Annotated in this window: 25 protein-coding genes; 14 read left to right on the forward strand and 11 right to left on the reverse strand. The window is 32.7% G+C overall.

Annotated elements, in window-relative coordinates; translation table 11 throughout:
- Positions 1-36: 36 nt before the first annotated feature.
- The 4 genes from MMJJ_RS01420 to MMJJ_RS01435 all read left to right on the forward strand — a co-directional run bounded on the left by MMJJ_RS01420 (position 37) and on the right by MMJJ_RS01435 (position 3,263).
- Entirely contained in the window at positions 37-903 is an 867-nt protein-coding gene (locus tag MMJJ_RS01420; protein WP_104837358.1) for a cell wall-binding repeat-containing protein, read from the forward strand.
- A gap of 65 nt (positions 904-968) precedes the next feature.
- Positions 969-1,925, forward strand: a complete 957-nt coding sequence (locus tag MMJJ_RS01425; protein ID WP_104837359.1) for a cell wall-binding repeat-containing protein — start codon at positions 969-971, stop codon at positions 1,923-1,925.
- A gap of 85 nt (positions 1,926-2,010) precedes the next feature.
- On the forward strand, positions 2,011-2,556 hold the full coding sequence (locus MMJJ_RS01430; RefSeq protein ID WP_104837360.1) for a hypothetical protein: 546 nt from the start codon (positions 2,011-2,013) through the stop codon (positions 2,554-2,556).
- 5 nt (positions 2,557-2,561) lie between these two features.
- Complete coding sequence (locus MMJJ_RS01435) at positions 2,562-3,263, forward strand: 4Fe-4S binding protein (protein WP_104837361.1); 702 nt, start codon at positions 2,562-2,564, stop codon at positions 3,261-3,263.
- Positions 3,264-3,332: 69 nt separating this feature from the next.
- Here MMJJ_RS01435 and MMJJ_RS01440 read toward each other — a convergent pair whose 3' ends face one another.
- The gene (locus MMJJ_RS01440; RefSeq protein ID WP_104837362.1) at positions 3,333-4,634 is read right to left on the reverse strand and encodes an NCS2 family permease; all 1,302 of its coding nucleotides are present in this window, start codon (positions 4,632-4,634) and stop codon (positions 3,333-3,335) included.
- Between the two features lie 94 nt (positions 4,635-4,728).
- Between MMJJ_RS01440 and sepS the strand changes: the two genes are divergently transcribed.
- On the forward strand, positions 4,729-6,342 hold the full coding sequence (sepS, locus tag MMJJ_RS01445; RefSeq protein WP_104837363.1) for an O-phosphoserine--tRNA ligase: 1,614 nt from the start codon (positions 4,729-4,731) through the stop codon (positions 6,340-6,342).
- A gap of 79 nt (positions 6,343-6,421) precedes the next feature.
- On the opposite strand, the gene MMJJ_RS01450 is transcribed toward sepS, so the two are convergent.
- The 5 genes from MMJJ_RS01450 to MMJJ_RS01470 all read right to left on the reverse strand — a co-directional run bounded on the left by MMJJ_RS01450 (position 6,422) and on the right by MMJJ_RS01470 (position 10,900).
- Positions 6,422-7,549: an iron ABC transporter substrate-binding protein gene (locus MMJJ_RS01450; RefSeq protein WP_104837364.1), complete on the reverse strand. Its 1,128-nt coding sequence runs from the start codon at positions 7,547-7,549 to the stop codon at positions 6,422-6,424.
- 164 nt (positions 7,550-7,713) lie between these two features.
- The gene (tpiA, locus tag MMJJ_RS01455; RefSeq protein WP_104837365.1) at positions 7,714-8,379 is read right to left on the reverse strand and encodes a triose-phosphate isomerase; all 666 of its coding nucleotides are present in this window, start codon (positions 8,377-8,379) and stop codon (positions 7,714-7,716) included.
- 78 nt (positions 8,380-8,457) lie between these two features.
- Positions 8,458-9,276 (reverse strand): 2-amino-3,7-dideoxy-D-threo-hept-6-ulosonate synthase, encoded by an 819-nt coding sequence (locus MMJJ_RS01460; RefSeq protein ID WP_104837366.1) that lies wholly within the window; start codon positions 9,274-9,276, stop codon positions 8,458-8,460.
- 399 nt (positions 9,277-9,675) lie between these two features.
- A complete protein-coding gene (locus tag MMJJ_RS01465) occupies positions 9,676-10,317 on the reverse strand; it encodes an METTL5 family protein (RefSeq protein WP_104837367.1) in 642 nt (213 codons plus the stop codon).
- 118 nt (positions 10,318-10,435) lie between these two features.
- On the reverse strand, positions 10,436-10,900 hold the full coding sequence (locus MMJJ_RS01470) for an Hsp20/alpha crystallin family protein (protein ID WP_104837368.1): 465 nt from the start codon (positions 10,898-10,900) through the stop codon (positions 10,436-10,438).
- Positions 10,901-11,063: 163 nt separating this feature from the next.
- Between MMJJ_RS01470 and ftsY the strand changes: the two genes are divergently transcribed.
- From ftsY to MMJJ_RS01495, 5 genes are all read left to right on the forward strand, one after another.
- A complete protein-coding gene (ftsY, locus tag MMJJ_RS01475) occupies positions 11,064-12,215 on the forward strand; it encodes a signal recognition particle-docking protein FtsY (protein WP_104837369.1) in 1,152 nt (383 codons plus the stop codon).
- A gap of 99 nt (positions 12,216-12,314) precedes the next feature.
- Positions 12,315-12,881: an ECF transporter S component gene (locus MMJJ_RS01480; protein ID WP_104837370.1), complete on the forward strand. Its 567-nt coding sequence runs from the start codon at positions 12,315-12,317 to the stop codon at positions 12,879-12,881.
- A gap of 162 nt (positions 12,882-13,043) precedes the next feature.
- Entirely contained in the window at positions 13,044-14,285 is a 1,242-nt protein-coding gene (locus MMJJ_RS01485; RefSeq protein WP_104837371.1) for a uracil-xanthine permease family protein, read from the forward strand.
- A 36-nt stretch (positions 14,286-14,321) separates the two neighbouring features.
- Positions 14,322-15,017 (forward strand): uracil phosphoribosyltransferase, encoded by a 696-nt coding sequence (gene upp, locus MMJJ_RS01490; protein ID WP_013998949.1) that lies wholly within the window; start codon positions 14,322-14,324, stop codon positions 15,015-15,017.
- A gap of 90 nt (positions 15,018-15,107) precedes the next feature.
- Entirely contained in the window at positions 15,108-16,685 is a 1,578-nt protein-coding gene (locus MMJJ_RS01495) for a Na+/H+ antiporter NhaC family protein (RefSeq protein ID WP_104837372.1), read from the forward strand.
- 121 nt (positions 16,686-16,806) lie between these two features.
- Here MMJJ_RS01495 and MMJJ_RS01500 read toward each other — a convergent pair whose 3' ends face one another.
- Positions 16,807-17,787: a transcriptional regulator gene (locus tag MMJJ_RS01500; RefSeq protein WP_104837373.1), complete on the reverse strand. Its 981-nt coding sequence runs from the start codon at positions 17,785-17,787 to the stop codon at positions 16,807-16,809.
- Positions 17,788-17,909: 122 nt separating this feature from the next.
- Between MMJJ_RS01500 and MMJJ_RS01505 the strand changes: the two genes are divergently transcribed.
- The 4 genes from MMJJ_RS01505 (at position 17,910) to MMJJ_RS01520 (ending at position 20,610) form a co-directional block, all read left to right on the forward strand.
- Complete coding sequence (locus tag MMJJ_RS01505; RefSeq protein ID WP_104837374.1) at positions 17,910-18,386, forward strand: DUF2124 domain-containing protein; 477 nt, start codon at positions 17,910-17,912, stop codon at positions 18,384-18,386.
- Positions 18,387-18,496: 110 nt separating this feature from the next.
- Positions 18,497-19,879 carry an ATP-binding protein gene (locus MMJJ_RS01510; RefSeq protein ID WP_244901543.1) on the forward strand — a complete coding sequence of 461 codons (1,383 nt, stop codon included), beginning with the start codon at positions 18,497-18,499 and terminating at the stop codon, positions 19,877-19,879.
- Between the two features lie 130 nt (positions 19,880-20,009).
- Entirely contained in the window at positions 20,010-20,396 is a 387-nt protein-coding gene (locus MMJJ_RS01515; protein WP_104837376.1) for a DUF2178 domain-containing protein, read from the forward strand.
- A 10-nt stretch (positions 20,397-20,406) separates the two neighbouring features.
- On the forward strand, positions 20,407-20,610 hold the full coding sequence (locus MMJJ_RS01520; protein ID WP_104837377.1) for a helix-turn-helix transcriptional regulator: 204 nt from the start codon (positions 20,407-20,409) through the stop codon (positions 20,608-20,610).
- 14 nt (positions 20,611-20,624) lie between these two features.
- Here MMJJ_RS01520 and MMJJ_RS01525 read toward each other — a convergent pair whose 3' ends face one another.
- From MMJJ_RS01525 to MMJJ_RS01540, 4 genes are all read right to left on the reverse strand, one after another.
- Complete coding sequence (locus MMJJ_RS01525; protein WP_104837378.1) at positions 20,625-21,545, reverse strand: ketopantoate reductase family protein; 921 nt, start codon at positions 21,543-21,545, stop codon at positions 20,625-20,627.
- Between the two features lie 102 nt (positions 21,546-21,647).
- Positions 21,648-21,842, reverse strand: a complete 195-nt coding sequence (locus tag MMJJ_RS01530) for a YwbE family protein (protein ID WP_011170615.1) — start codon at positions 21,840-21,842, stop codon at positions 21,648-21,650.
- Positions 21,843-21,851: 9 nt separating this feature from the next.
- Positions 21,852-22,742, reverse strand: coding sequence for a DMT family transporter (locus MMJJ_RS01535; protein WP_104837379.1), 891 nt, complete (start codon positions 22,740-22,742; stop codon positions 21,852-21,854).
- Positions 22,743-22,827: 85 nt separating this feature from the next.
- The gene (locus MMJJ_RS01540; protein ID WP_104837380.1) at positions 22,828-23,517 is read right to left on the reverse strand and encodes a 30S ribosomal protein S3ae; all 690 of its coding nucleotides are present in this window, start codon (positions 23,515-23,517) and stop codon (positions 22,828-22,830) included.
- Positions 23,518-23,526 lie beyond the last annotated feature (9 nt).

Raw genomic sequence — 23,526 nt, forward strand, 5'->3', positions numbered from 1 at the left:
TTCAAAAGTTATATATGGATATATCGGGGTGATACAATGGATTATTTCAAAATATTCGCTATTTTTTTAGTTTTAATTATTCCAGTATCTGCAAGCGATGTCGTGCTTGTAAGCGACACTGTTTCAGACTGTGCAAGCGCAAATATTATTCCAACAATTAACGATTCATACGTTGTTATAAATACATCTTGGGGAGTTTATGACGATGATGTGCTTGAACAGATATCAAACGAAAATCCAAAAAACGTAATTATTGTAGGAGGCACTGTTGCAGTTCCTTCTGAATACGACACCCAATTAGAAGAAGCAGGAATAACTGTTGAAAGAATATACGGTATTGATAGGTACCAGACAAACAAAAATGTAATATTAAAATTTAAAGATCAGATCCAGGACAGAAATATGTGGATAGTTTATGGGGACGATGATAGACCAGAATTTTGTAATGCTGGAAGCAATATCGTAATTTTATCAAATGGTACGGCATTGTCCGTTGATGATGAAGATTTAGGAGATTTTGATCCTGGAAGAGTTACCATTATGGAAAATCCAGTATTTAATTCAAACAATGTGATGGCACGACTTCAAAATCAAGGATTTTACGTAAGTACTCAATCAATGCCTGAAAGCGTGTTGAATAGAACTGTTTACAGAAAAATGGAACAGTTACAACTCCAAATCGAAACCATGGAACAGCTCGGAATAAATTGTACTCCACTTAGAAATGATTTAAATTCTATAAATAATTCCATAAGAAATCAGAACTTAGAACAGGCCTATGCTGGAGAAATAGTTCTTGAAAGGAATTTACTAAGTTACAAACATCAAAACCGCCACGTTTACTGGAACGGGCCAAAAATCACATACAATCCAAAAAATAATAGTCCTAACTACAACAATTAAATAATTTAATATATAATAAACAATAATACTATTTTATTGCCTTTAAAACGTTTAGAGGGATTTTTATGGACATTTTTAAAAAATTAGTTCTATTAATGATTCTATTAATGCCGGTTTCTTATGCAAGCGATGTCATTTTAGTAAGTGACAACTTTGCAGACAAACTCGTAGCTCAAACTATTGCTGACGAACTCGACGAATTTGTACTCGTTGAATCCCCATGGGGAAATTTCAGCAATGATACATTAAATGAAATATTAAACGAATCTCCTGAAGATGTAGTGATAATTGGCGGAACTGTGGCAGTTCCTGAAAATTATACAACTGCATTAGAAAATGAAAATATTACTGTTGAAAGAATCAATGGTTCAGATAGATTTGATACAAACAACCTTACAATAAATAGATTTAAAGATTTATTCGTTAACAAATCAATATTAATCGTTTATGCTAACGGCACAAATGATACATACGGAAATATCACCAATGTAACCTTTGTATTAACTGATGGAAACAAAACCTCAGTAAGCGAAGAAGTTATGGAAAATATATCTGATAACATTACAGTTTTAGAAGATGCTGCATACAACTACAGCGGACTTTTAAAAAGACTTCAAAACCATGGATTCCAGGTAAGTACTGCTTCAATGCCTGGAAATGTTTTAAAAGCAAAAATTGAAAGAAGAATGAATACTATTCAGACAACTCTTCAAGCTTTAGAACAGAACGGAATCAATATTTCAGAACTCGATACAAAATATGGTGCATTAACTGATGCATACAATGGCGGAAACTACAGTTATGCTTATGCTCTTGCAATCCAGTTGGAAGATGACTTAAAAGCTAAACAGTACAAAACTACAGGAAATACAAAAGTCGAAAAAACCGTTAAAGTAAAAACAAACAACGGTAAATCTTCAAAAGATAATTCTGACGACGATGAAGAAGAAATAGAATACGAAAATGAAACCGAAGAAGAAAACGAAGACGATGAAGAAGAAAACAATGAAACTTCAGAATAACGTTTGTGAAATATAACAATCAATTTTACTTTTTTCAGTTACTTTTTTTAAATTCGTTTCATAATATTATTATATTGGTGAAATGATGAAAATGCAGATTTTAGTTTTAAGTTTATTGTTCATTTCGATTGTAACAACTTTTGCATGGGATGACTGCCCGTTTGGAGTTACAGATTCAGATTGTGAGTTTCCCGGAGCCTGCGGAAGGTATATTGATACAAATAATAATCAAATTTGCGACCATTCCGAACCGGTCCCTGAAAATCTAAAAGAAACCGTTTCAAGTTCTGAAAATGCAAGCTATGGTGATCTAGTTGAAACTTATGTTTCACTATCGGGAAAAGAATTAAAAACTTATACAATTAAAGAAATTTGCGAATATTACGGAATAAAAACTGAATCTTTGAAAAATAAACTAAATATTGAGGTAGATGACAGCATTACAATCGATCAGATTCGTTCAATATATGGTTTTTCAGTTGTTGATATAAAATATGCAATATTTGACTGCATGGTAGAAGAAGGCATTGTAAATATTACTGAAAATACAATTTCAGAAGAAAATAAGTCTTTTTCAGAAAAAATAATTGATTTTTTGTTTACATGGATTGACTTAAGGAGTTTTTGGTGAATTAAATGAAAATTAGTTTCCAATTAATAAGAAATCTAATCAAAACATCATTTTTAGGATATTTTTTAGTGAATAATAGTTTTTGTCTGTGTATTGTAGGTTTTGTTCAAAGAATTCTTTTAACATTTAATTTAAGCGAGATTACACCCCAATTAATTGGACTTTCTGCGGTTTCAGTTGTTTTTGGGAGACTTTTTTGTGGATTTATATGCCCCTTTGGAATCATTTTTGAATGGACGTATAAATTAAAAATGAAAATAGATAATTCAAAAATACTCCCAAAAGTAGATCCGAAAATCCATAACAAATTGATTTATCTAAAATATATTCTCTTAATAATCGGGCTTTATTTGACTTTTAAATATGCAACTTATGTAATTTGTGGAGTATGTCCAATTGGCTCGTTTGCAGGATTAAATGGAACTGTAATTTCATTTATACTTCTAGGATTATTCATAATTTTAGGATATTTTATACCGATGTTTTTCTGCAGGTACTTCTGCCCAATTGGAGCACTTCTTGGAATTCTATCTGTAAAACCGGTTTTTAAAATAAAATCTAATGATAAATGTAACACCTGCAGACTTTGTGAAAAGAAATGCCCAATGCAGATTAATATACTGGATAATATGGATGAAAAAGAATGTATCCGATGTTTTCAGTGTGTGACTGCCTGTAAAAAAGGTGGAATAACATATGGAAGATAATTTTAAATTTACTTTTTTTAATTTCAAAATAAATAGTATAACAAAAAAAGATAAAAAAAGATTTTTTATTTATCCAATGTACACAAACCTTGCTGCAAAGATGATTGCAAGTAAATATACGATTGGGTGTACTTCTTTTGAACGTCCTGCAATTATTTTAATTAATGGGTAGAAAATAAACCCTAATTGAAGTCCTGTTGCAATACTGTACGTTAAAGGAATTGTAATTAATGCAATAAATGCAGGAACTGATTCAGTAATGTCATCCAAATCGATTCTTTTTATTGCTGAAATCATTAAAGCCCCAACGATTATTAATGCAGGAGCTGTGGCATATGCAGGGATTGCCGCAACAAATGGTGAGAAGAATATCGAAAGTAAAAATAACGCGGCAACTACAACCGATACAAATCCGGTTCTTCTACCAAGTCCAATACCTGAAGCAGATTCAACGTAGCTTGTAACTGTTGAAGTACCTAAAGCTGCACCAACCGCAGTTGCGACTGAATCGGACATTAATGCTTTTTCTGCTTTTGGAAGTTTTCCATCTTTCATGTATCCTGCCTGTGAACTCAGAGCACTCAGTGTTCCAAGTGTATCAAATAAATCCACAAAGAAGAACGCCAAAATTATGTTTATAAGACCAAAACTAAGAGCTCCCATAACATCCATCTGCATCAGTGTTGGTGCTAAGGATGGAGGCATTGCAACTAAACCTGCAGGAAGTGCTGAAACACCAAGGCCCATGCCAATTACTGCGGTTAAGATAATACCCCAGAGAATTGCGCCGGTTACTTTTCTAGCCATCATTGCAGCAGTTGCAAATAAACCAAAGAGTGCCAAAAATGTTGCAGGTGAAAGCACGTTTCCAAGACCTACCAAAGTAGCTTCGTTTGCAACGATAACTCCTGCAGATTTTAAGCCAATAAATGCGATAAATAACCCGATACCAACAGCAGTACCGTATTTCAAAGCATCAGGTATCGCGTCAAATATCCAGGTTCTAATTTTAGTTAATGTTAACAAAATGAATAAAATACCAGAAATAAAAACAGCACCAAGAGCAGTCTGCCAGCTTAGGCCCATGCCCATGACCACACCAAATGTAAAGAATGCGTTTAAACCCATTCCCGGTGCAAGTGCAAACGGATATTTAGCATAAACGCCCATTATAAAAGTACCAAGTGCAGCGGATATACATGTTGCAACCATTACTGCCCCAAAATCCATTCCCGCCAGACTTAAAATCGACGGATTTACAAATATGATATACGCCATGGTCATAAAAGTCGTAACTCCTGCCATGGTCTCTACTTTGAAGTTTGTTTTATGTTCTTCAAACCCAAAGTACCTAGCCAAAAAATTTGCCATAAGTTCACCCCAGTTAATTAATATATAATATAAGCAACTATTATGAATATAAAGATTACATTTCATCATAAAATTTAGAAATTTAGTGATACTGATGTTTAAAAGAGAAGAAATCATTGAAATGGCCAATAAGGACTTTGAAAAAGCATGGATCGAAACTAAAGACCTTATAAAAGCTAAAAAGATAAACGAAAGTTACCCGAGAATAAAACCAGTTTTTGGAAAAACACACCCTGTAAATGACACTATTGAAAATTTAAGACAAGCATATCTTAGAATGGGTTTTGAAGAATATATAAATCCCGTAATCGTCGATGAAAGAGATATTTATAAACAGTTTGGCCCGGAAGCTATGGCAGTGTTAGATAGATGCTTTTATTTGGCAGGACTTCCAAGACCAGACGTTGGTTTGAGCGATGAAAAAATTTCACAGATTGAAAAACTTGGAATTAAAGTTTCTGAACACAAAGAAAGTTTGCAGAAAATACTTCACGGATACAAAAAAGGAACACTTGATGGTGACGACTTAGTTTTAGAAATTTCAAATGCACTTGAAATTTCAAGCGAGATGGGTTTAAAAATTTTAGAAGAAGTTTTCCCAGAATTTAAGGATTTAACCGCAGTTTCTTCAAAATTAACTTTAAGAAGCCATATGACTTCAGGCTGGTTCCTTACTGTTTCAGACTTAATGAACAAAAAGCCACTCCCATTTAAACTCTTTTCAATCGATAGATGTTTTAGAAGAGAACAGAAAGAAGATAAAAGCCACTTAATGACATACCACTCTGCATCCTGTGCAATTGCAGGTGAAGGCGTGGATATTAATGACGGAAAAGCAATTGCAGAAGGATTATTATCGCAATTTGGCTTTACGAACTTTAAATTCATTCCTGATGAAAAGAAAAGTAAATATTACACACCTGAAACACAGACAGAAGTTTACGCATACCACCCAAAATTAAAAGAATGGCTCGAAGTTGCTACATTTGGAGTATATTCGCCAGTTGCATTAAGTAAATACGGAATAGATGTACCAGTCATGAATTTAGGACTTGGTGTTGAAAGACTTGCAATGATTTCTGGAAATTTCGCAGATGTTCGAGAAATGGTATATCCTCAGTTTTACGAACACAAACTTAATGACAGGGATGTCGCTTCAATGGTAAAACTTGATAAAGTTCCAGTAATGGATGAAATTTACGATTTAACAAAAGAATTAATTGATTCATGCGTTAAAAACAAAGATTTAAAATCCCCTTGTGAATTAACCATTGAAAAAACATTTTCATTTGGAAAAACCAAGAAAAATGTAAAAATAAATATTTTCGAAAAAGAAGAATGTAAAAACTTACTTGGACCTTCAATTTTAAACGAAATCTACGTTTACGATGGAAATGTAATTGGAATTCCTGAAAGCTTTGATGGAGTAAAAGAGGAATTTAAAGACTTCTTAGAAAAAGGAAAAGCAGAAGGGGTAGCAACAGGCATTCGATATATCGATGCACTTTGCTTTAAAATTACTTCAAAATTAGAAGAAGCATTTGTGTCAAACACGTCTGAATTCAAAGTTAAAGTTCCAATTGTCAGAAGTTTAAGCGACATTAACTTAAAAATCGATGATATCGCGTTAAAACAGATAATGAGCAAAAATAAAGTAATCGACGTTAGAGGCCCAGTCTTTTTAAATGTCGAAGTAAAAATTGAATAATTAATTTTTTTTATTTTTTTTAAATTTTATTTAAAAACTAATTTTAAAAATTAAAAAAGAAATTTAATATATTTTAAAATTATTTGATTTCAAAAGTATTTGAATCAATTTTTCCAAATCCTCCGTAATCACTTTTCATTTGGTTGTAAACTCCTTCCCCAACTAAAAAGCTATATATATCGTCTGCGTTCTCTTCGGGATTTACATCATTGAACTGATCAGGATATATCGTTTTTCCAATATAATAAGAATCTGCAAGCAGTGTTCCAATATTTATCGTATAAGATGTAATTGGTAAAACTGCATGGGTATTTCCACCATTAAATGCAGTAAATGAGTTAAAAAGCTCGGGATTTTTCCCATACTCTTCTTTTATTCCATTAAAACTTCCTTCATCTATAAAAATATAGTCCGGATTCCATGAAATCAGCCTTTCTTTATCCACAAACGTTTGTTGTGGATCATTTCCAAGTTCGAGCTCGTTTACAACGTTTTTAGCACCCAGTGCTTCGAAAGGTAAAAATTTATACTGTGTCGAGGTAATCCCCTGAGAGCCGGACTTTGCAATTCCGCCAAGATACACAGTTGGTTTTTCATTTTCGGTGATATTTTTAGTCTTTTGATTTAAATCTTCAAAATTTTGCTTCATAAATTCAATTACGTCATCTGCCCTATTCTCCTTTCCAATGATATCCCCTGCAAGTGTTAATGACCCATATACTGAATTTATTTCAAAAGAAGCTCTAGAAGCGCCACCGTAGCTTAAAACCACCACTGGAACTCCAGTTTGTAACTGTAACTCATCTGCAGTCTGTTTATCCACGTATGTAATAAATAGTACATCAGGATTAACTGCAATAATTGCTTCAGGATTTGGCTTTGGATCACTGCCTCCTTGTCCTATTATGGGTAAACTTGAATATATTTTCGTATTTGCAAGACTATACGGCCTTCCCGTTGGTTTTGTTTCTGAATTTTCTACACCTGATATCATATCTACTGCATCTAGATACGTCAGAAGCCTTAATGAACCCGAACCAACACATACAATGCTATTAACTTCTTTTGGAACATCCACTTCACGTCCAATAGTATCAACAATATTTACAGTCGTAATTTCGTCATCCACTGGAGTATTGTCACCAATACAGCCCGCAAATGAGGAAATTATGAGAATTGCCATTATTGTCAACATTATTTTTTTCATATTGCACCCCATATCTAACTTATTAATAAATTAACAAAAATATGGTTAATATTTAATAATATATATGTATATAGTATTACAGAAGATAAATTAGAGGTATCATTAACGTAATAGTGAATTTTAGAAAAAAATAAGTAAATAATTTTTAAAAAAGGAATTTATTTTTAAATTTCTGCAATTAATTCTCTTATTGCATCTTCGACGTTTTTAGCTTTTACAACCCCTGATGCAAGCAAAACACCGTTTGTTCCAAGTTCAAGCGCAGATTTTACATCTTCCCCTTTTGAAATACCTGCACCGCACAATATTTCAACGTTTTTGTTAATTTCTCGAACTTCTCGAACAGTTCCAGATACAACTTCAGGATTTGCTTTTGAAACTGGTATTCCGCTTCCAATCAATTCTGGAGGTTCTACTGCAATTGAAGTTGGATTTAACGCAGAAACTGCTTTTGAAACAGATATATTGTTTGTACAGACAACAGTTTTTAATCCGAGCTTATTTGAAATTTCAATGCATTTTTCAAGGTCTGCAAGAATCATTCTTCTTTCAGAGTGGTTTAAAAGAGTTCCAGTGACTCCTGCATCTTTTAATGCATCAGGCAATATATGTCCAGTACTGCTTCCAGGAGTTACTGCATCCATGTGTTGTGCATAAACAGGAATATTTACTTCATCTAAAATCATTCTTAAATCTAAAAATTGAGGTGCTACTCCGATAGTAACTCCAGACTCTTCTGAAACTTTTTCTGCAGCTTTTGCAATTGCTAAACCGCTTTTACCAACGCTTTCCGTGTAAGTTTTGTAATTTATGATTACATTTGGCTTAATAGTACCACCGCCCTTAATTATAATAATCTTTTTTAAAAAAATGATATTTATAGGTAACTTTTTAAAAAAAGGAGAAATTTAGATTTTTATCTCTTTTAATGCTTCTTCTACTTCAACATCTTCGTGAACGATTTTGCAGATTGCACTTGTAATTCCTTTGACATCTTTGTGCTGGAATACGTTTCTTCCAGAAGCTACTCCTTTTCCGCCTGCATGCATTGCATCTTTTACCATTTGTAAGAATTCTTCGTCAGTGTTTGTTTTTGGACCGCCTGCAATAACAATTGGTGCAGGGCATCCTTTAACAACTTCTTTGAAGGTGTCAGGGTCTCCAGTGTAATTTGTTTTGATAATATCAGCACCAAGTTCAGCACCAAGTCTTGCAGCGTGTGCGACAACTTCAGGGTCTTTTTCGTCTTTAATTTTTGGGCCTCTTGGGTACATCATTGCAATAAGAGGCATTCCCCAGTGTTCACAGGTTTCTGAAATTAAACCTAAATCCCTGTACATTTCAAAGTCTGATTCTGCACCAACATTTACGTGTAAAGATACTGCATCGGCACCCATTCTCATTGCATCTTCAACTGTTGTTACAATTACCTTTTTGTTTGGATCAGGTGAAATTGAAGTTCCTGCAGACATGTGTATTATTAATCCGATGTCTCTTCCGTATCCCCTGTGTCCGTGCCTTACAAGTCCTTTGTGGCCTAAAACTGCGTTTGCACCACCGTCAGCAACTGCATTTGTCGTAATCCGCATATCCTTTATACCGTCAAGTGGCCCCGATGAAACACCGTGGTCCATAGGGATTATTACTGTTTTTTCGCTTCTTTTATCGAATATTCTTTCTAATCTGATAAGTTTTCCTACATTTTTGATATTGTCGAACATTTCCATAATCAATCACCTTAAAAATTGTATAGTGTCTTCTTTAGATTTATAGTATATAGTGTGGAGAATATACTCTTATCATTAAATTCCTTAAAACCTGCAAAATTCTGCAATCGAACAATTTACGAATACAGTTTACTTAAACAAACAATTCTCAGCAGTTAATAATACCACTGGTATGAAAAAAACAATCTAAACCCTAATGCGCCACATAATTTATTTACGATACAATTCAAATTCCTGATGCTACTCTGCGTATGCGTCATTTTCATCCCTCTTTTTCATTTGTATTTATTCCTTATTTTTGATTTTTTATTTCACAGAAATTCATCTAGTTATATTGATATATATATTTTCCGATTTTGATTATTCAAAAATAAAACCGTAGTTTGAACAGTGTTTAATTTATACTATTCGATAAATATCTACTGGAACATTTACAGCCTTTTTCTTATGGAATTCATAAATTGCAGGTATCCTAAAGTCTGCCTGGAATATATTCGTAATTTCTCGACCTTTTTCTTTAACATAATTTATTAAAAAATCCCTTGTCGCAGTATTGTGTATTGTATAAATCACGTCACCGATTTCAAACGCTTTGTCCAAAAAAATTCTATCAGCATACTTTTTTTGAGATCCAAACGGCGGATTTTGAATAACAACCTTTTTTAAACCATTAAAATCGGAAAAATTATCTTCAAAATATTTTTTATCGATATTTTTAACATCGGAATTTAAAAAATCGACTTTTAAATCTGAATTTGAATCTACATTTAAATTTTTCAAATTTTCTTTTGCAGTATCAATTGTTTCTTCATCAATATCGATTCCAACTGCATGTTCTGCACCAAGAACTTTAGCACCAATTATAAGTCGGCCGCTGCCGCATCCTAGGTCAATTACAAAACTGCCATCAATATCTTCCTTAGCAAACAGCAAAAACTCGCTTGCAAGGTTTCCTTCGATAGAATATTGTTCGAGATGCGCTTTTGGTTTTGGATGCGGTTTTAAATTGTCAAGTAAAATTTCAAGATGTCTTTTTTTCATTAAAATCCCAAAAATTATTGTTAAGAACTGATTAAAACTACAACTATAAAAAAGCATTATTAAAAATTTTAAAATAGATAAATAAAAAAATTAAGTATTTTTATTGATTTTAAATCAGTTATTCTATGTCAATTCCGGTTCTCTTAGCTTTTTCTGATTTTGGAAGCGTTACAATCAACATTCCGTTTTCAAATTTAGCTGAAGAATTTCCTTCCTTAACAGGAGCTGGTAATTTTATAGTTTTGTAAACTTCTTCATCTTCAGGAACTTCAGAATAAATTATCTTTTCTGATTCCATTATAGCCATTGGGGCCCTTTTAGCCCTTAATTCAAGAGTTTCCCCAATTGCATTTATTACAATGTCGTCTTTATTTATTCCTGGAACTAATGCAATTACTTTAATCGTTTCATCGCCTTCGATTAGCGTTATAGGCATGAAACCTTTACCACTAATTTCTAAACCCATTGAGTTCATTTGAAACATTGATTTTCCCATTGAGCCCCCAAGGCCCTCCATAGGAACTCCCATACCAAAAACTTTGAATATTTCTGAAAAGGGATCTTTTGGATCTCTACCAAACATGTTTTATCACCCATTTCTCGATTTCTGAATATTACTTACTTTGAAGTTCTATATAAACGTTATGGTTATATGCCTGTAAATACACTAATTAAATATAATATATTTAAAATAAAACAGTATAACAGTTTTAACAACAATTCCCAATACCGAAAGGTGGAAAATAATGTTTGGAAGTCTAAAGGAAAAATTAAATAATACCATTTCAAAATTAAGTGATAAAATTTACACGAAAGGAGAAGCTAAAGCTGTAGAAGAATCCAACTTAAAAGAAACTCCCGAAATAATTGGTGAAGAAAATAAAACCAATTTAGAAAAACCAGAAAAAGATTTAAAAGAAATAAACACTGAATCTTTTGAAAAAAAGGAAAAAATTGGATTTTTAGACAAATTAGCCGTTACAAAAAGCATTAAAAAAGTTCTTGGAAAAGATGTGATATTAACAGAAGACGATATTGAAGACGTGCTTGAAGAAATGGAAATGGAACTTTTTGAAGCAGATGTTGCATTTGATGTCGTTGAAAAAATCATTGAATCATTGAAAAATCAGCTTGTAGGGCTTAAAATATCTGCAAAAGACGATCCAGAAGAAATAACCATAAATGCACTTAAAAAATCGATAAAAGAAATATTGTCACAAGAAAAAATTGATGTCTTTAACCTTATCGATGAAAAAAAGGCTAATGAGGAACCTGCAGTATTATTATTTGTTGGAATAAATGGGACTGGAAAAACGACCTCAATATCTAAACTGGCCTACATTTTAAAAGAAAAGGGTTATTCTGCAGTAATGGCTGCAGGAGACACATTTAGAGCCGGCGCAATAGAACAGCTTGAAGAACACGGTAAAAATACGGGAATAAAAGTTATAAAGCACCAGAAAGGGGCAGACAGTGCTGCGGTAATTTATGATGCAATAAGCCACGCAAAAGCAAAAGGATTAAACGTAGTCCTTGCAGATACTGCGGGAAGACAGACTACAAACATTAACTTAATGGATGAAATCAAAAAAGTAGTCCGAGTTACAAAACCAGATTTAATCATTTTTGTTGGAGATTCACTTGCTGGAAACGATGCAATATCCCAGGCAGAAGAATTTAACAATGCAATCAATATCAATGGTGCAATACTTACAAAAACAGATGCTGACGCAAAAGGGGGCGCTGCACTCTCAATTGCTTATTCGATTGGAAAACCAATTTTATTCATGGGTGTCGGTCAAAGGTATTCTGACCTTCAAGAATTTGATGTTGATTGGATGATAAAAAAGCTCTTTTCAGAGGAGAGTACTAAATTATCGTCTGAAAGGCAATTTTAATCCATAATTTTATCATTATAGGGATTATCGCCCAAATTAATTGGTAAATTATATAAATATTAAAAACCTAACTTTTTTAACTAATTTACCGGTGGTATCGTGAATAATAAATTACCTTATTTGATAACTGCCTTTGGTATATCAATTAATGTTTTGGGCGGCTTCATTGCCACATCTTATGATTTACCAATATTTCTAAACAATTTGGGCACTATATTATGTGGATTACTACTGGGACCTGCAGGCGGGGCACTAACGGGCCTTTTCTCAAATTTAATTATTGGTTCTACGGTTAATTCTGTTTATATTCCGTTTACAATTGTAAATGTTGTTGTTGGTTTTGTCGCAGGTTACGCTGCAATTAAGCATGATCGAGAATTTACTTCGATGATATTACATGCTTTTTTGATATCAATTATAGCACTGTGTTTAGTAATACCAATAGAAATGTTTATTTTTGGAGGTCCGCTTGATCAGACCATTCTTTCATATGCAACGACTATCAATCTAAATACTGGATTAAATATCTCTGCAGCAATATACTTTGCAGAATTTCCGTTAATGATCGCAGACATTGTTTTATCCGCAATTTGGGCTTATGTAGTTTTAATGCTACTTCCTAAAAAAGTGCTGGATATATTAAAAATTAACAATGAAAATATCTAATTTTTTTAATTTTTAAATAATTCATTTATATATTCCTAAATTCTAAAAAAATAAATCATTTTAATATTCTTCTTTTTTGAGATATTTTATATAATATTTTATCCATATTTATTTGGATAAACACGTTTTTAATTGTTAATACTTTTTTGGAGGATACAAAAAATGAAAAGAATAGCACTAGGTTTTCAACACGTACTTGCAATGTTTGGTGCAACAGTAACAGTTCCCCTTGTTGTAGGTTATGCAATCGGACTTTCGATGTCTGAAATCGCATTATTACTCCAGGCGGTACTTCTTGCAATGGGGGTTGCAACACTGCTTCAAACGTTTGCAGGTTCAAGATTTCCAATTGTACAAGGTTCAAGTTTTGCATTTATACCAGGATTAATTGCAGTTGGCTCTGGAATGGGTCTTGCTGCAGTTGAAGGTGCTTTGATTATAGGCGGTGTTATCGAAGCTGCCACAGGTGCATTAGGACTTATTGGAAAATTAAAAAAGCTTTTTTCACCAATTGTTACTGGTGTTACAATCATGCTTATTGGTTTTAGTCTTGCAGATGTTGCTGTTCAATATTCGTTTAATTACTTTGCAGACCCTGCAGGAAGTTCGATAGTAACTTCAATACTTGTTGCTGCACTCACATTTATCACAACAATACTCGTATCGTTACAGGGAAAGGGAACATTAAAAGCAATGCCTGTTATAATCGGGGCTGTTGTCGGGTATGTTATAAGCATGTTTTTAGGTCTTGTGGATTTTTCAATGATGAACCAGCTTTCATGGTTTGCACTGCCAAAACTTATGCCTTGGGGAATGCCTGTTTTTGATGTTAATGCAATTATAATATTATTGTTTGCATTTATGGTCAGTATTATCGAGAGTGTCGGAGATTACCACGCAATTTCAACGATTGCAGATTTAAAAATCGATGATAACAAGATAAATAGAGGTATCGCTTCAGAAGGATTTTCCTGTACCCTTGCAGGGCTTTTTGGTGCATGCGGTACAACAAGTTATTCAGAAAATATAGGTCTTGTTGCTTTAACAAAAGTATCAAGCGTTCAGGTAGTTCAAATTGGTGCTGTAATATTGGTTCTTCTGTCAATGATTCCTAAATTCTCAGGTCTTTTGGCATCCATTCCTGCACCGGTCTTGGGAGGACTTACAACCGCACTCTATGGTATGATCAGCATTACAGGTCTTAAATTAATAAAAGATAAAGTTGAATTAAATGATAGAAACACGCTCATATTAGCAAGTGCACTCGTACTTGGTCTTGGTGCACCGCAACTTCCTGCAGAATTTTTAAGCCTGTTTCCAAAAATCATTTCAAGCATTTTAGAATCAGGAATGGCAGTTGGTGCAATAACCGCAATATTAATGGACCAGTTGTTAAAAAAATAATATTATAAAATAAATTAAGGATTTAGAGGGTAAATTATGATAAAAGATGAAAGATGGGAAGGAGTTTATTCCTTTGAAGATTCACCTTATTTGATGGAAACACTGACCAATTTAAGAAATGTAAGCACTGAAAATATTTCTTTTAGAAAAGGGCTTGTTAGACTTGGAAGATACATGGGTTACGAACTCACAAAAACCATGGAATTTGAAGAAATGCATGTTCAAACACCTTTAGAAAAAACCAAAGGAATTTTTCCAAAAGATAGGTCAAATGTAGTCATTATAACCATTTTAAGAGCTGCATTTCCATTAATGGAAGGATTAATAAAAAATTTTGAATCTGCAAAAGTAGGAATCGTTTCTGCATCAAGAGGACATGCGCCTGATTTTAAAATAGAAATGAACTACATAAAAGTTCCACAAGTTACGCCCGAAGATACGGTTATTGTATCTGACCCAATGATTGCAACAGGATCTACACTAATTCATGTTTTAAAAGAGTTTAAAGATTCTAAACCTAAAAGACTGATGATAGTTGGAGTTCTTGCAGCGCCAGAAGGAATAAATGCAGTAAAAGCAGAATTTCCAGATGTCGAAATATTCGTAACGAAAATCGATGATAAATTAAATAACGACGGCTACATCGTACCGGGACTCGGGGATGCTGGAGATCGAGCTTTTGGGGAACCTTTCAAAGTTTCAATGCTTCCACAAATGCACAATTTAGAATAAGCATTTATATGTTTCTATTTCTTTTTTTAAGTAATTTATATATAGAATTTATTAATAATGTATTAAAATAGACTTTTTGGAGGTATATTTATGGATTTTGGCATACTATCTTTATTGCCACCTGTTGTAGCAATTGGATTGGCCTTGATTACTAAAAGAGTTTACATGTCTCTTTTCTTGGGTATCTTGGCAGGATCACTCCTTTACAACAACTGGAATATTGTTGCATCTGCATCACATATTGTAAATACAATTATTGGAAGTGTTGAATTAACTTCGATTACAGGAATTTCATCATTCACGGGCGTTGGAAATCTCTGGAATTTGTTAATATTATTGTTTTTAGTAATGCTTGGTATATTGATTGCATTAATCACGAGAGCAGGCGGAGCTCTTGCATACGGAAACTGGGCATCTACAAAAATTAAATCAAAAGAAGGTGCAAGCCTTTCCACATCGTTACTTGGTATTTTGTTATTTATTGATGATTATTTTAACTGTTTAACTGTTGGAACAGTAATGAAACCAATTACTGACAAATTCAAAATCTCAAGAGCCAAACTTGCATATATCATCGATTCAACAGCAGCACCAGTATGTATTTTAATGCCTGTTTCAAGCTGGTTTGCAGCTGTTGTTGGAAATTTAGGTGAATCAGGTGTTGGAACAGGAGCTCTTTCAAGCATGAGTCCATCAGGCGTGTTCTTTTCAGCGATACTATACAATACATATGCACTTGTTGCGCTGTTCATGGTTGCATTTATCATATCCTTTAAAAAAATGGATTTTGGTCCAATGAAAGTTCACGAAAAAGTTGCTACGGAAACTGGCGATTTATTCAATGGCGATGCAGAAACTGCAGCAATCGAATCAGAAATTGAACCATTAAGCGGCGGAAAAATTTCCTACCTTGTTCTACCATTAGTAGTTCTCATTTTAGCAATTATCTTTGCATTTATGATTTCAGGAGGCCTTTTTGCAGGCGCCGGAGTTATTGAATCATTCTTAAGCATGGATGCATCATGGGGTCTTTTCTGGGGAGGTTTAATATCGTTATTGTTTACAGTGATCTACTTTACAGCTTCAAAAGCAGTTCCTGTAAACGATATTGCAGGCCTTTTTGCAAAAGGTTCAAAATTAATGCTCCCTGCAATTACAATCCTTATACTTGCATGGTCCTTAGGTTCAGTAATTGGGGACCTTGGAACTGGAACATACCTTTCATCATTAATCCAAAACAGCTTGCCGGTTCAAATTTTACCTGCAATACTTTTCCTGTTATCCGGATTCATGGCATTTTCAACAGGTACTTCATGGGGTACTTTTGGAATCATGCTCCCGATTGCAGTTCCTATGGCAGTTGGACTTGGAATGCCTGAATTCGTTGTTCCATTCGTTGCTGCAGTTTTAGGTGGTGCAATATATGGTGATCACTCATCCCCAATATCTGATACAACCATTATGAGTTCAACAGGGGCAGGTACGAAACACATCGACCACGTCCAAACACAACTCCCATACACGACCTTGATAGGAATCATGGCGTTTTTAGGTTACTTGATTGTAGGATACACCATAAATTTAGGTTACTGGGTAAGTGGACTTATTAACCTTGCATTCGTAGCTTTTGCAGTATATATTGGTGCAAGCTTCCTTTCAAAAAAGTAAAATATAATAATAACTTTTTTTAATTTTTTTAAAATAAAATAAAATAAAATAAAATAAAATAAAATAAAATAATTTTAAAAATAGAATTCTTTAAAAAATTTAAAAAATAGTAATTTTATAATTATTTCGTTGTTTTTTTCCTTTTTTCTATAAAGTCGAGTAAATCTACGGTATCTCCAATTTTTTCAAGTTCGGATATACTCATACTTGTAATTCTCTTATCTTCATTGGTTTTTTTCTCAAGAACGAGCAAAGAATGACTGTTTAATATTTTAGAAATTTCATCAACAATCATTGCCTTTCTTCTTATCTCTTCATTCTCAGTTTCTTGAATATTTGTAAATATAATATTTTGATTTTCTGCATCTTCCCCTTTTGATTCTTCTGCTACGGCATCAAAAGGAGCTTTTGTAGTTTCAAGTAAATTAAAGCCCATATCGCCTAAAATATCAATAACGCGTATCTTAAAATCTTCTCCTTCTTTCAATATCTTTTCAAAAGCATCATCACGACTTTTCTGGGATTTTAATCCATCTATACAGTCCATTATGTTAATTCCTTTAATTAATGGAACATCTAGATATTCTTCTATTTTTATTGCAACTTCAGCAGAAGGATTTGCTTCGTTCTGTTCGTATTTATAGATTGTTTTTCTTGAAACTCGAGATACTTCTGCAAGTTCTCCAACAGAAATCTTTAATTTTTCACGAGTTTCCCTTAAAACCTTTCCATCAATATTTACAAAAAATCCGCCCCTGTTTGCATAAACTACTGGAGGCTCGCCCACCAATTGCTCCCGAAACGTATTAAAAGTAACTGCTTTTATACCGTATCGCTCATATACGGCCCCTTCTTCCATTACTGAATTTCTCGTACGAGTTCCAATAATTACAGGTACTGCTTGAAGCATTTTTGAAATATTTAACAGTTCTTCAGACTGTTCAGTGCTCAAACTATCTATGTTTTTCAAAATCTTTATTAATAATCTTAAATTCCCTTTTTTAGCGATTAAATCAAAACAAGACCTTCCAAAAGGTTTTGATATCACAAAATGGGATTCATAAAGCAGATCGATGCATTCTGAAAGTAAAACTTCTCTCATAACAATTACCAGTGTGGTTTTAAACCACATATTTTTAATTCTAAATCTAATCCACAAAGTATTTATGTCTTGCGGAAAATCTATATAATAGTATATAAATATTGGCCAATGGCGGTGATAATGTGAAAAAAATAGCAGAAGATAAGGGAATTTCTTCACAATTAAGACATTTTAAAGCAGCAGTATCAGAATATGGCTCTAAAAGTATCCTTTACAGCGGTTCAAAAGGAGTATGTCTTCCTTTTGCATTATTAAATGCTTATGCTGTAAGAACTATTGAAGAACAATATTTTACCCCTGATGCAAAATTAGATGAAATTTCAAAACTTAATTTGGGAAGTTTGGGCTACAATTACAGTAACTTGGATAATAATACCGAAATTAATCCAGAAATGCTGGTATTAATGGGAGGGCTTGCAATGCCTCATTCCAAAGTTACCACCTCAGATGTAAACGCACTAATTGATAAAATAAGCCCTAAAAAAGTAGTAGGGATCTGTTTCTCGAGCGTTTTTCAAAAACAAGGCTGGGATAAGGATATTGATTTTGACTTGATAATAGACAGCCAGTTAGAGCCCGTCACAGTTTATGAAAAATAAAATATAATATTTAGTTTTTTAATCGCAACTAAATTATAAAATGAATTTTAAATTAGTTCATAAGTAAATTCTTAAATTTAAAACGGTGTAATCTAATGGTAAATCCCCAGATGTCATTTCTTAATAACCAAAATTCAATGAAATTTAAGTTTAGAAAGCTTCTAATCGACTCCAATAGGATTATAATATATAGAAATCTTCTTGACGATAAAATAATAGGCTATTTAATAAATATAATACGAGAACTCTCAGAAGATAAACCGGATGAATCAATAGTGGAAAAAAATTACTATGGATTAACCCATGATTTGATTATAAAAGCTGAAAATGAAAATCTCAGCGGAAATATTTTAAAATCATACATCATGAACGCCATTTTAAAAGATGAAAATATATTCGCGATATCTTGTGAAAAGCATTATGGTAACTTGGAAAGCCTTTATGAACTTGCATTTAAAGATATAGGCGTTTTAAAACGAATTATGGATATAGACACCAAGCATTTACGGAACATTATGGATTCAGAAGATGAAACCATTGAAAATTACACACCCACACTTTACAAGGATGAAAAAACCGTATTTTCAGATTATAGGGAAGAACTTTTAAATATTGATTCTGTTCCTGAACTTTTAGATTCTATTATCGAATATTATTATAAAATCGGTTCCGGTGAACTGGTAGACCACGTAGCATTTAGGTGGAATAATAAAACCGGATTTTCAGGAATTAAATACTGTGATTTAGTGGATATGGAAAACATTGTTGGATACAATTACCAAAAAGAAATTATTTTGAAAAATACCTCTGCTTTTATCGAAGGAAATCCTGCAAATAATATTTTACTTGTCGGATCTAGGGGAACTGGAAAATCATCCCTTGTAAAATCCCTTGTAAAAGAATACTGTCTTGATGGTTTAAGAATTATCGAACTTAAAAAAAGCCAATTAAAAGATTTTGGACAGATGGTAGACCATTTACGGAATAGAAATAAAAAATTTATAGTATTTCTCGATGATTTATCCTTTGAAGATAATGAAACTGAATATAAAGAATTAAAATCAGTTCTTGAAGGAACCTTAGAAAAAAAACCGGAAAATGTAATAATTTATGCAACTTCAAACAGGAGAAACCTCATAAAAGAATCCTGGTCAGAAAGAGATTCAGATATTCATTCAAACGATTCAATAAATGAAAAAATGTCACTTTCAGACAGATTTGGAATAACTTTAAGTTTCTATTCACCAACGCAAGAAGAATACTTAAATATGGTTAAAAAACTTGCTATTGAAAACGGGATTAATCCGTGTAAGGCCGATGACGTGAAATTTTATTCGATGAATATTGGAAAATTGTCCGATCAAACAGGAATGATTATGGCATGGGAAACACTTCGTGAAGATGCTGTAAAATGGGGCATGTCGCAAAACGGCTTTTCGGGACGAACTGCAAAACAATTTATAGATTATATCATTGGAACTTACAAAAATTAACTCTTTTAATTTTTTTAAATTATGCTATTAACGTGGACTTTTTACATTAAATTTATATATGTAAAGCATACTTAACATTATGTATAATTATAATTACATAATGTAAACTATTATAAACAAAGGTGTTTAAATGGATTTAAAAACGTATAAAAAATATCTTAGGATATTAATCATAACTGTTGCAATTTTGGTAAGTTTGGCAGTAACTACTGGAAATGGATATCTTGCGGTTTTAATAGTTGTAATCGGAATTTTTACCAAAATGAACCTTAGAAAAAAACTCGATGAAGTAATAGAAGATGAACTTCTGCATAAAGTCGCTGAAAAAGCATCATATTTGACAATACAAGTTGTATGCTTAATTTTTGCACTTTTAAGCGTATTTTTAACGGGTTTTAAGAGTTATGTGCCAGAATATGCGTTAATTGGAACCTTGTTAGCGTATTCAGCACTATGTATTTTATTTGTAAACATGCTCTTCAGATACATATTTAGTAAAAAATACGGCATAATTTAAGGTAATATTCATGAAAAACAAAATTAAGGTATTTAGGGCAATGCACAATTTAACCCAAGAAAATCTTGCAAAAAAGTTAAATGTGACACGTCAAACAATTATTGCAATTGAAAAAGAAAAATACGACCCTTCCCTTGAATTAGCCTTTAAAATTGCAGAATTATTTGAAGCAAAAATTGAAGATGTATTTATTTACGAATCATGTTCAAAATAAAAAATTTTAAATATTTATTCCTTTTTTGATTTTAAATTTTCAAGGAACTTTATCTGTTCAGTAATAAATTTATTATACGGCGTTTTTATTCCAAATTCTTTTGCAATAGTCACAACTGCACCATTTAAAAAATCTATTTCTGTTATATTTCCTTTTGAAATATCCTGAAGCATTGAAGAATGGTGTGCAGCAGTATTTGGAAGCTGGAACTCTTTTAAATATTTTAAATATTCTTCTGACGTTTTCCAAGGCAGAATTACTCCTTTTTTGGAAGTTATCTCAAATATTTCAGATACAATATTTTTAATAATATTCCATGAGTGTTCATTTGAAAGTTCACCATATGGGACATTCATAACTGCTCCAAGCGGATTTAATGCACAGTTATAAATCGTTTTTGACCATATTGCCCCCTGAATATTTTCTGTTTCATTAACAGGTATTCCAGAACTTTTTATTAATTTTACAAAATCAGTTACTTCTTTATCCGTTCCATTTGGGAATCTTCCAACGGTCATCGGGCCCCCTTCTACTGAAACGTGTACTTTTGCGTCCCCCTTCCATTCAAAACCAGTTATAATAGTTCCGCCAATCACTTTATCTGTATATCTTAAAATTATTTCTTCGTTTCCAACACCATTTTGCATGCTGATAACATTTTTACCGTTTATAACATCCTTAAATTGTTCGCATATTGATTTTGTTGCAAGTCCTTTTGAAGATATAATAATATAATCAAAATCGCGTTCTGGAACATTTTCAGAAGCTTCAAAGTTAAAAGTTCCTTCCCCCCAGATTCCAGTCATTTTAAAACCAGATTCGCGTATAATTTTTGCATTTCTCTCCCTTGTTACTGCAAAAACATCTGCTACATTTGATAATTTAGCAGCTAGACATAATCCAACAGCACCTGCCCCAATAATTAAAACATTCATTTAAAAACCCTCGTTTTCAAGTTAAACTAAATTTAATTTAAATATCTGTAAAAATAGTATTAAAAGATTTAGATAACTAGTTAAAAATAAAAAATATTATTCTTATTTTAAAATTTCCTGAACTCTTCCAACCTGCCCATCTTCAAGCCTTACCTTTATTCCGTGTGGGTGATAGCTTGAATTTGTAAGAAGGTCTTTTACAATTCCAGTAGTTAATTTACCAGTTTTTTGGTCTTTTTTGAGGACTATGTTTACCTTCAATCCAGCTGTTATGTCGGACCTGTTTTTTCCATTCATATTATCACATTATAAATTTATTTTTAATTTGCCACCATTTTCAGAGATATAAACTCCAAATAACACCAAAACCGCCCCAATTATTGCATAAATATTTGGAATATTTTTTAAAATTATGGCATCTGTAATCATTGCAACGATTGGGATAATATAAACCCCATTTGTTGTCGTACTTGCACCTGCAAGTCTTATTGCCATATTCCAGAATAAATAAGCTATTGCTGAACAAAAAATTGCAAGGTAAAGTAGTGAAAATGCAATGTATGGATTTAACAATATTGTAAACTCAAACATGCCGTTATATCCAAGTTCTATAATTGTAAATGGTATAAAGAATACTGCACCAATTAACGTTATATCCCTTGTAACTTTTAAATCATCGTGTTTTTGAAGTTTTTGGATTACAAATGTGTAGAGTACCCAGGTACAAACTGCACCAAACATCAATATATCCCCGAGCGGATTTAACTCGAGTACAAATTTTCCATTTAATATCAAAATGAAGACTCCAAAAAGCCCAATTAAACTTCCGAAGTACTTTATTTTGCTTGGAATTTTCTTTTCCACCATATCTGATACCATCAGATAAAATATAGGTACCGTTGCTGCAATTAATGATGCATTAGTTGCAGTAGTATACTTTAAAGCCACATTTTCGAATAAATAATATGAAGTAATCCCTAAAAAACCCGCTAACACAATGTATACAAAATCTTCTTTTGAATATTTCGTAAAATTTCTTATAAAGAAAATTAAAATTACGGCTGCAATTACAACGCGTATAAATCCTATTGTAATTGGTGGAATAAACTCTAAAATAATTTTTGTTGATACAAATGAAATTCCCCAGAAAATTACGGTTAAAAACATTAACAAAATGCCCAAGGATCTGTCGTTCATAATTCCACCAGACAATAATGGATAAATAAGGGTAAACTTTAAAAAACAGAAGATTACTTAAAAATTAAAAAATTAAAAAGAGGAATTATTCTTGTGTTTCAGCAGCAGCAGCAGCAGCAGCTTCTACTACTTCCTCAGCAGCAGCTTCTTCCACAGGTGCTTCAGCAGCTTTTCCAAATTCTATAACTTCGGATTTGAAGATTTCTACTCTTTTTAATGGGAACATTTTTTTACAGTCGCCGTAGATTTTTGAACCTAATCCGCCCATTAACATAGCGTGTACGAATTCAGCAAATGGAGTTTCTTTTGCCATGTCTTTGATTATTTGTTCCATTCTAACTCTAATTTCTGTTTTGTGGTGGTCTCTTGCTCTTACAGCTGTTAAAACTAATGCTTTAACTCTTACTTTGAAACCATCTTTTGTTCTTACTTCAACGATTGCGTTGATTTTGCTTCTTCTTCTTCTTCTAACTTGTGATTTTAAGTATTCTCTTGTTGTGTCGTGACCTACAAACTGTGATGTAGCGTTGTTTCCACTTACGCCATCAACTTTGAAATACATTCTTGTCATGTGTTTTGAATGTTCGTTTGTCAAGTCTCTTAAGCTGATTTCTGAAATCCTGCCGATCAAGTTTGCAGGGTCGTTTGCTGGAGTTTGTCCAATTACGTCTCCACCGAATGATTGTGGTGTGTAAATATCATACCATACTTTGGATTTCCATGTATCTTTGGCCACTCTTTTTCCTTTAGCGGACCTAGCTTTCATTCTTGCCATTGTTACACC

It is taken from the genome of Methanococcus maripaludis, from assembly GCF_002945325.1.
Taxonomy (GTDB): Archaea; AGJL01; Methanococci; order Methanococcales; family Methanococcaceae; genus Methanococcus; species Methanococcus maripaludis.

Coding starts and splice junctions, on each gene's coding strand:
- MMJJ_RS01420 (WP_104837358.1), top strand. CDS start 37: ATGGATTATTTCAAAATATTCGCTATTTTTTTAGTTTTAATTATTCCA.
- MMJJ_RS01425 (WP_104837359.1), top strand. CDS start 969: ATGGACATTTTTAAAAAATTAGTTCTATTAATGATTCTATTAATGCCG.
- MMJJ_RS01430 (WP_104837360.1), top strand. CDS start 2,011: ATGAAAATGCAGATTTTAGTTTTAAGTTTATTGTTCATTTCGATTGTA.
- MMJJ_RS01435 (WP_104837361.1), top strand. CDS start 2,562: ATGAAAATTAGTTTCCAATTAATAAGAAATCTAATCAAAACATCATTT.
- MMJJ_RS01440 (WP_104837362.1), bottom strand. CDS start 4,634: ATGGCAAATTTTTTGGCTAGGTACTTTGGGTTTGAAGAACATAAAACA.
- sepS (WP_104837363.1), top strand. CDS start 4,729: ATGTTTAAAAGAGAAGAAATCATTGAAATGGCCAATAAGGACTTTGAA.
- MMJJ_RS01450 (WP_104837364.1), bottom strand. CDS start 7,549: ATGAAAAAAATAATGTTGACAATAATGGCAATTCTCATAATTTCCTCA.
- MMJJ_RS01460 (WP_104837366.1), bottom strand. CDS start 9,276: ATGGAAATGTTCGACAATATCAAAAATGTAGGAAAACTTATCAGATTA.
- MMJJ_RS01465 (WP_104837367.1), bottom strand. CDS start 10,317: ATGAAAAAAAGACATCTTGAAATTTTACTTGACAATTTAAAACCGCAT.
- MMJJ_RS01470 (WP_104837368.1), bottom strand. CDS start 10,900: ATGTTTGGTAGAGATCCAAAAGATCCCTTTTCAGAAATATTCAAAGTT.
- ftsY (WP_104837369.1), top strand. CDS start 11,064: ATGTTTGGAAGTCTAAAGGAAAAATTAAATAATACCATTTCAAAATTA.
- MMJJ_RS01485 (WP_104837371.1), top strand. CDS start 13,044: ATGAAAAGAATAGCACTAGGTTTTCAACACGTACTTGCAATGTTTGGT.
- upp (WP_013998949.1), top strand. CDS start 14,322: ATGATAAAAGATGAAAGATGGGAAGGAGTTTATTCCTTTGAAGATTCA.
- MMJJ_RS01495 (WP_104837372.1), top strand. CDS start 15,108: ATGGATTTTGGCATACTATCTTTATTGCCACCTGTTGTAGCAATTGGA.
- MMJJ_RS01500 (WP_104837373.1), bottom strand. CDS start 17,787: ATGAGAGAAGTTTTACTTTCAGAATGCATCGATCTGCTTTATGAATCC.
- MMJJ_RS01510 (WP_244901543.1), top strand. CDS start 18,497: ATGTCATTTCTTAATAACCAAAATTCAATGAAATTTAAGTTTAGAAAG.
- MMJJ_RS01515 (WP_104837376.1), top strand. CDS start 20,010: ATGGATTTAAAAACGTATAAAAAATATCTTAGGATATTAATCATAACT.
- MMJJ_RS01520 (WP_104837377.1), top strand. CDS start 20,407: ATGAAAAACAAAATTAAGGTATTTAGGGCAATGCACAATTTAACCCAA.
- MMJJ_RS01525 (WP_104837378.1), bottom strand. CDS start 21,545: ATGAATGTTTTAATTATTGGGGCAGGTGCTGTTGGATTATGTCTAGCT.
- MMJJ_RS01530 (WP_011170615.1), bottom strand. CDS start 21,842: ATGAATGGAAAAAACAGGTCCGACATAACAGCTGGATTGAAGGTAAAC.
- MMJJ_RS01535 (WP_104837379.1), bottom strand. CDS start 22,742: ATGAACGACAGATCCTTGGGCATTTTGTTAATGTTTTTAACCGTAATT.
- MMJJ_RS01540 (WP_104837380.1), bottom strand. CDS start 23,517: ATGGCAAGAATGAAAGCTAGGTCCGCTAAAGGAAAAAGAGTGGCCAAA.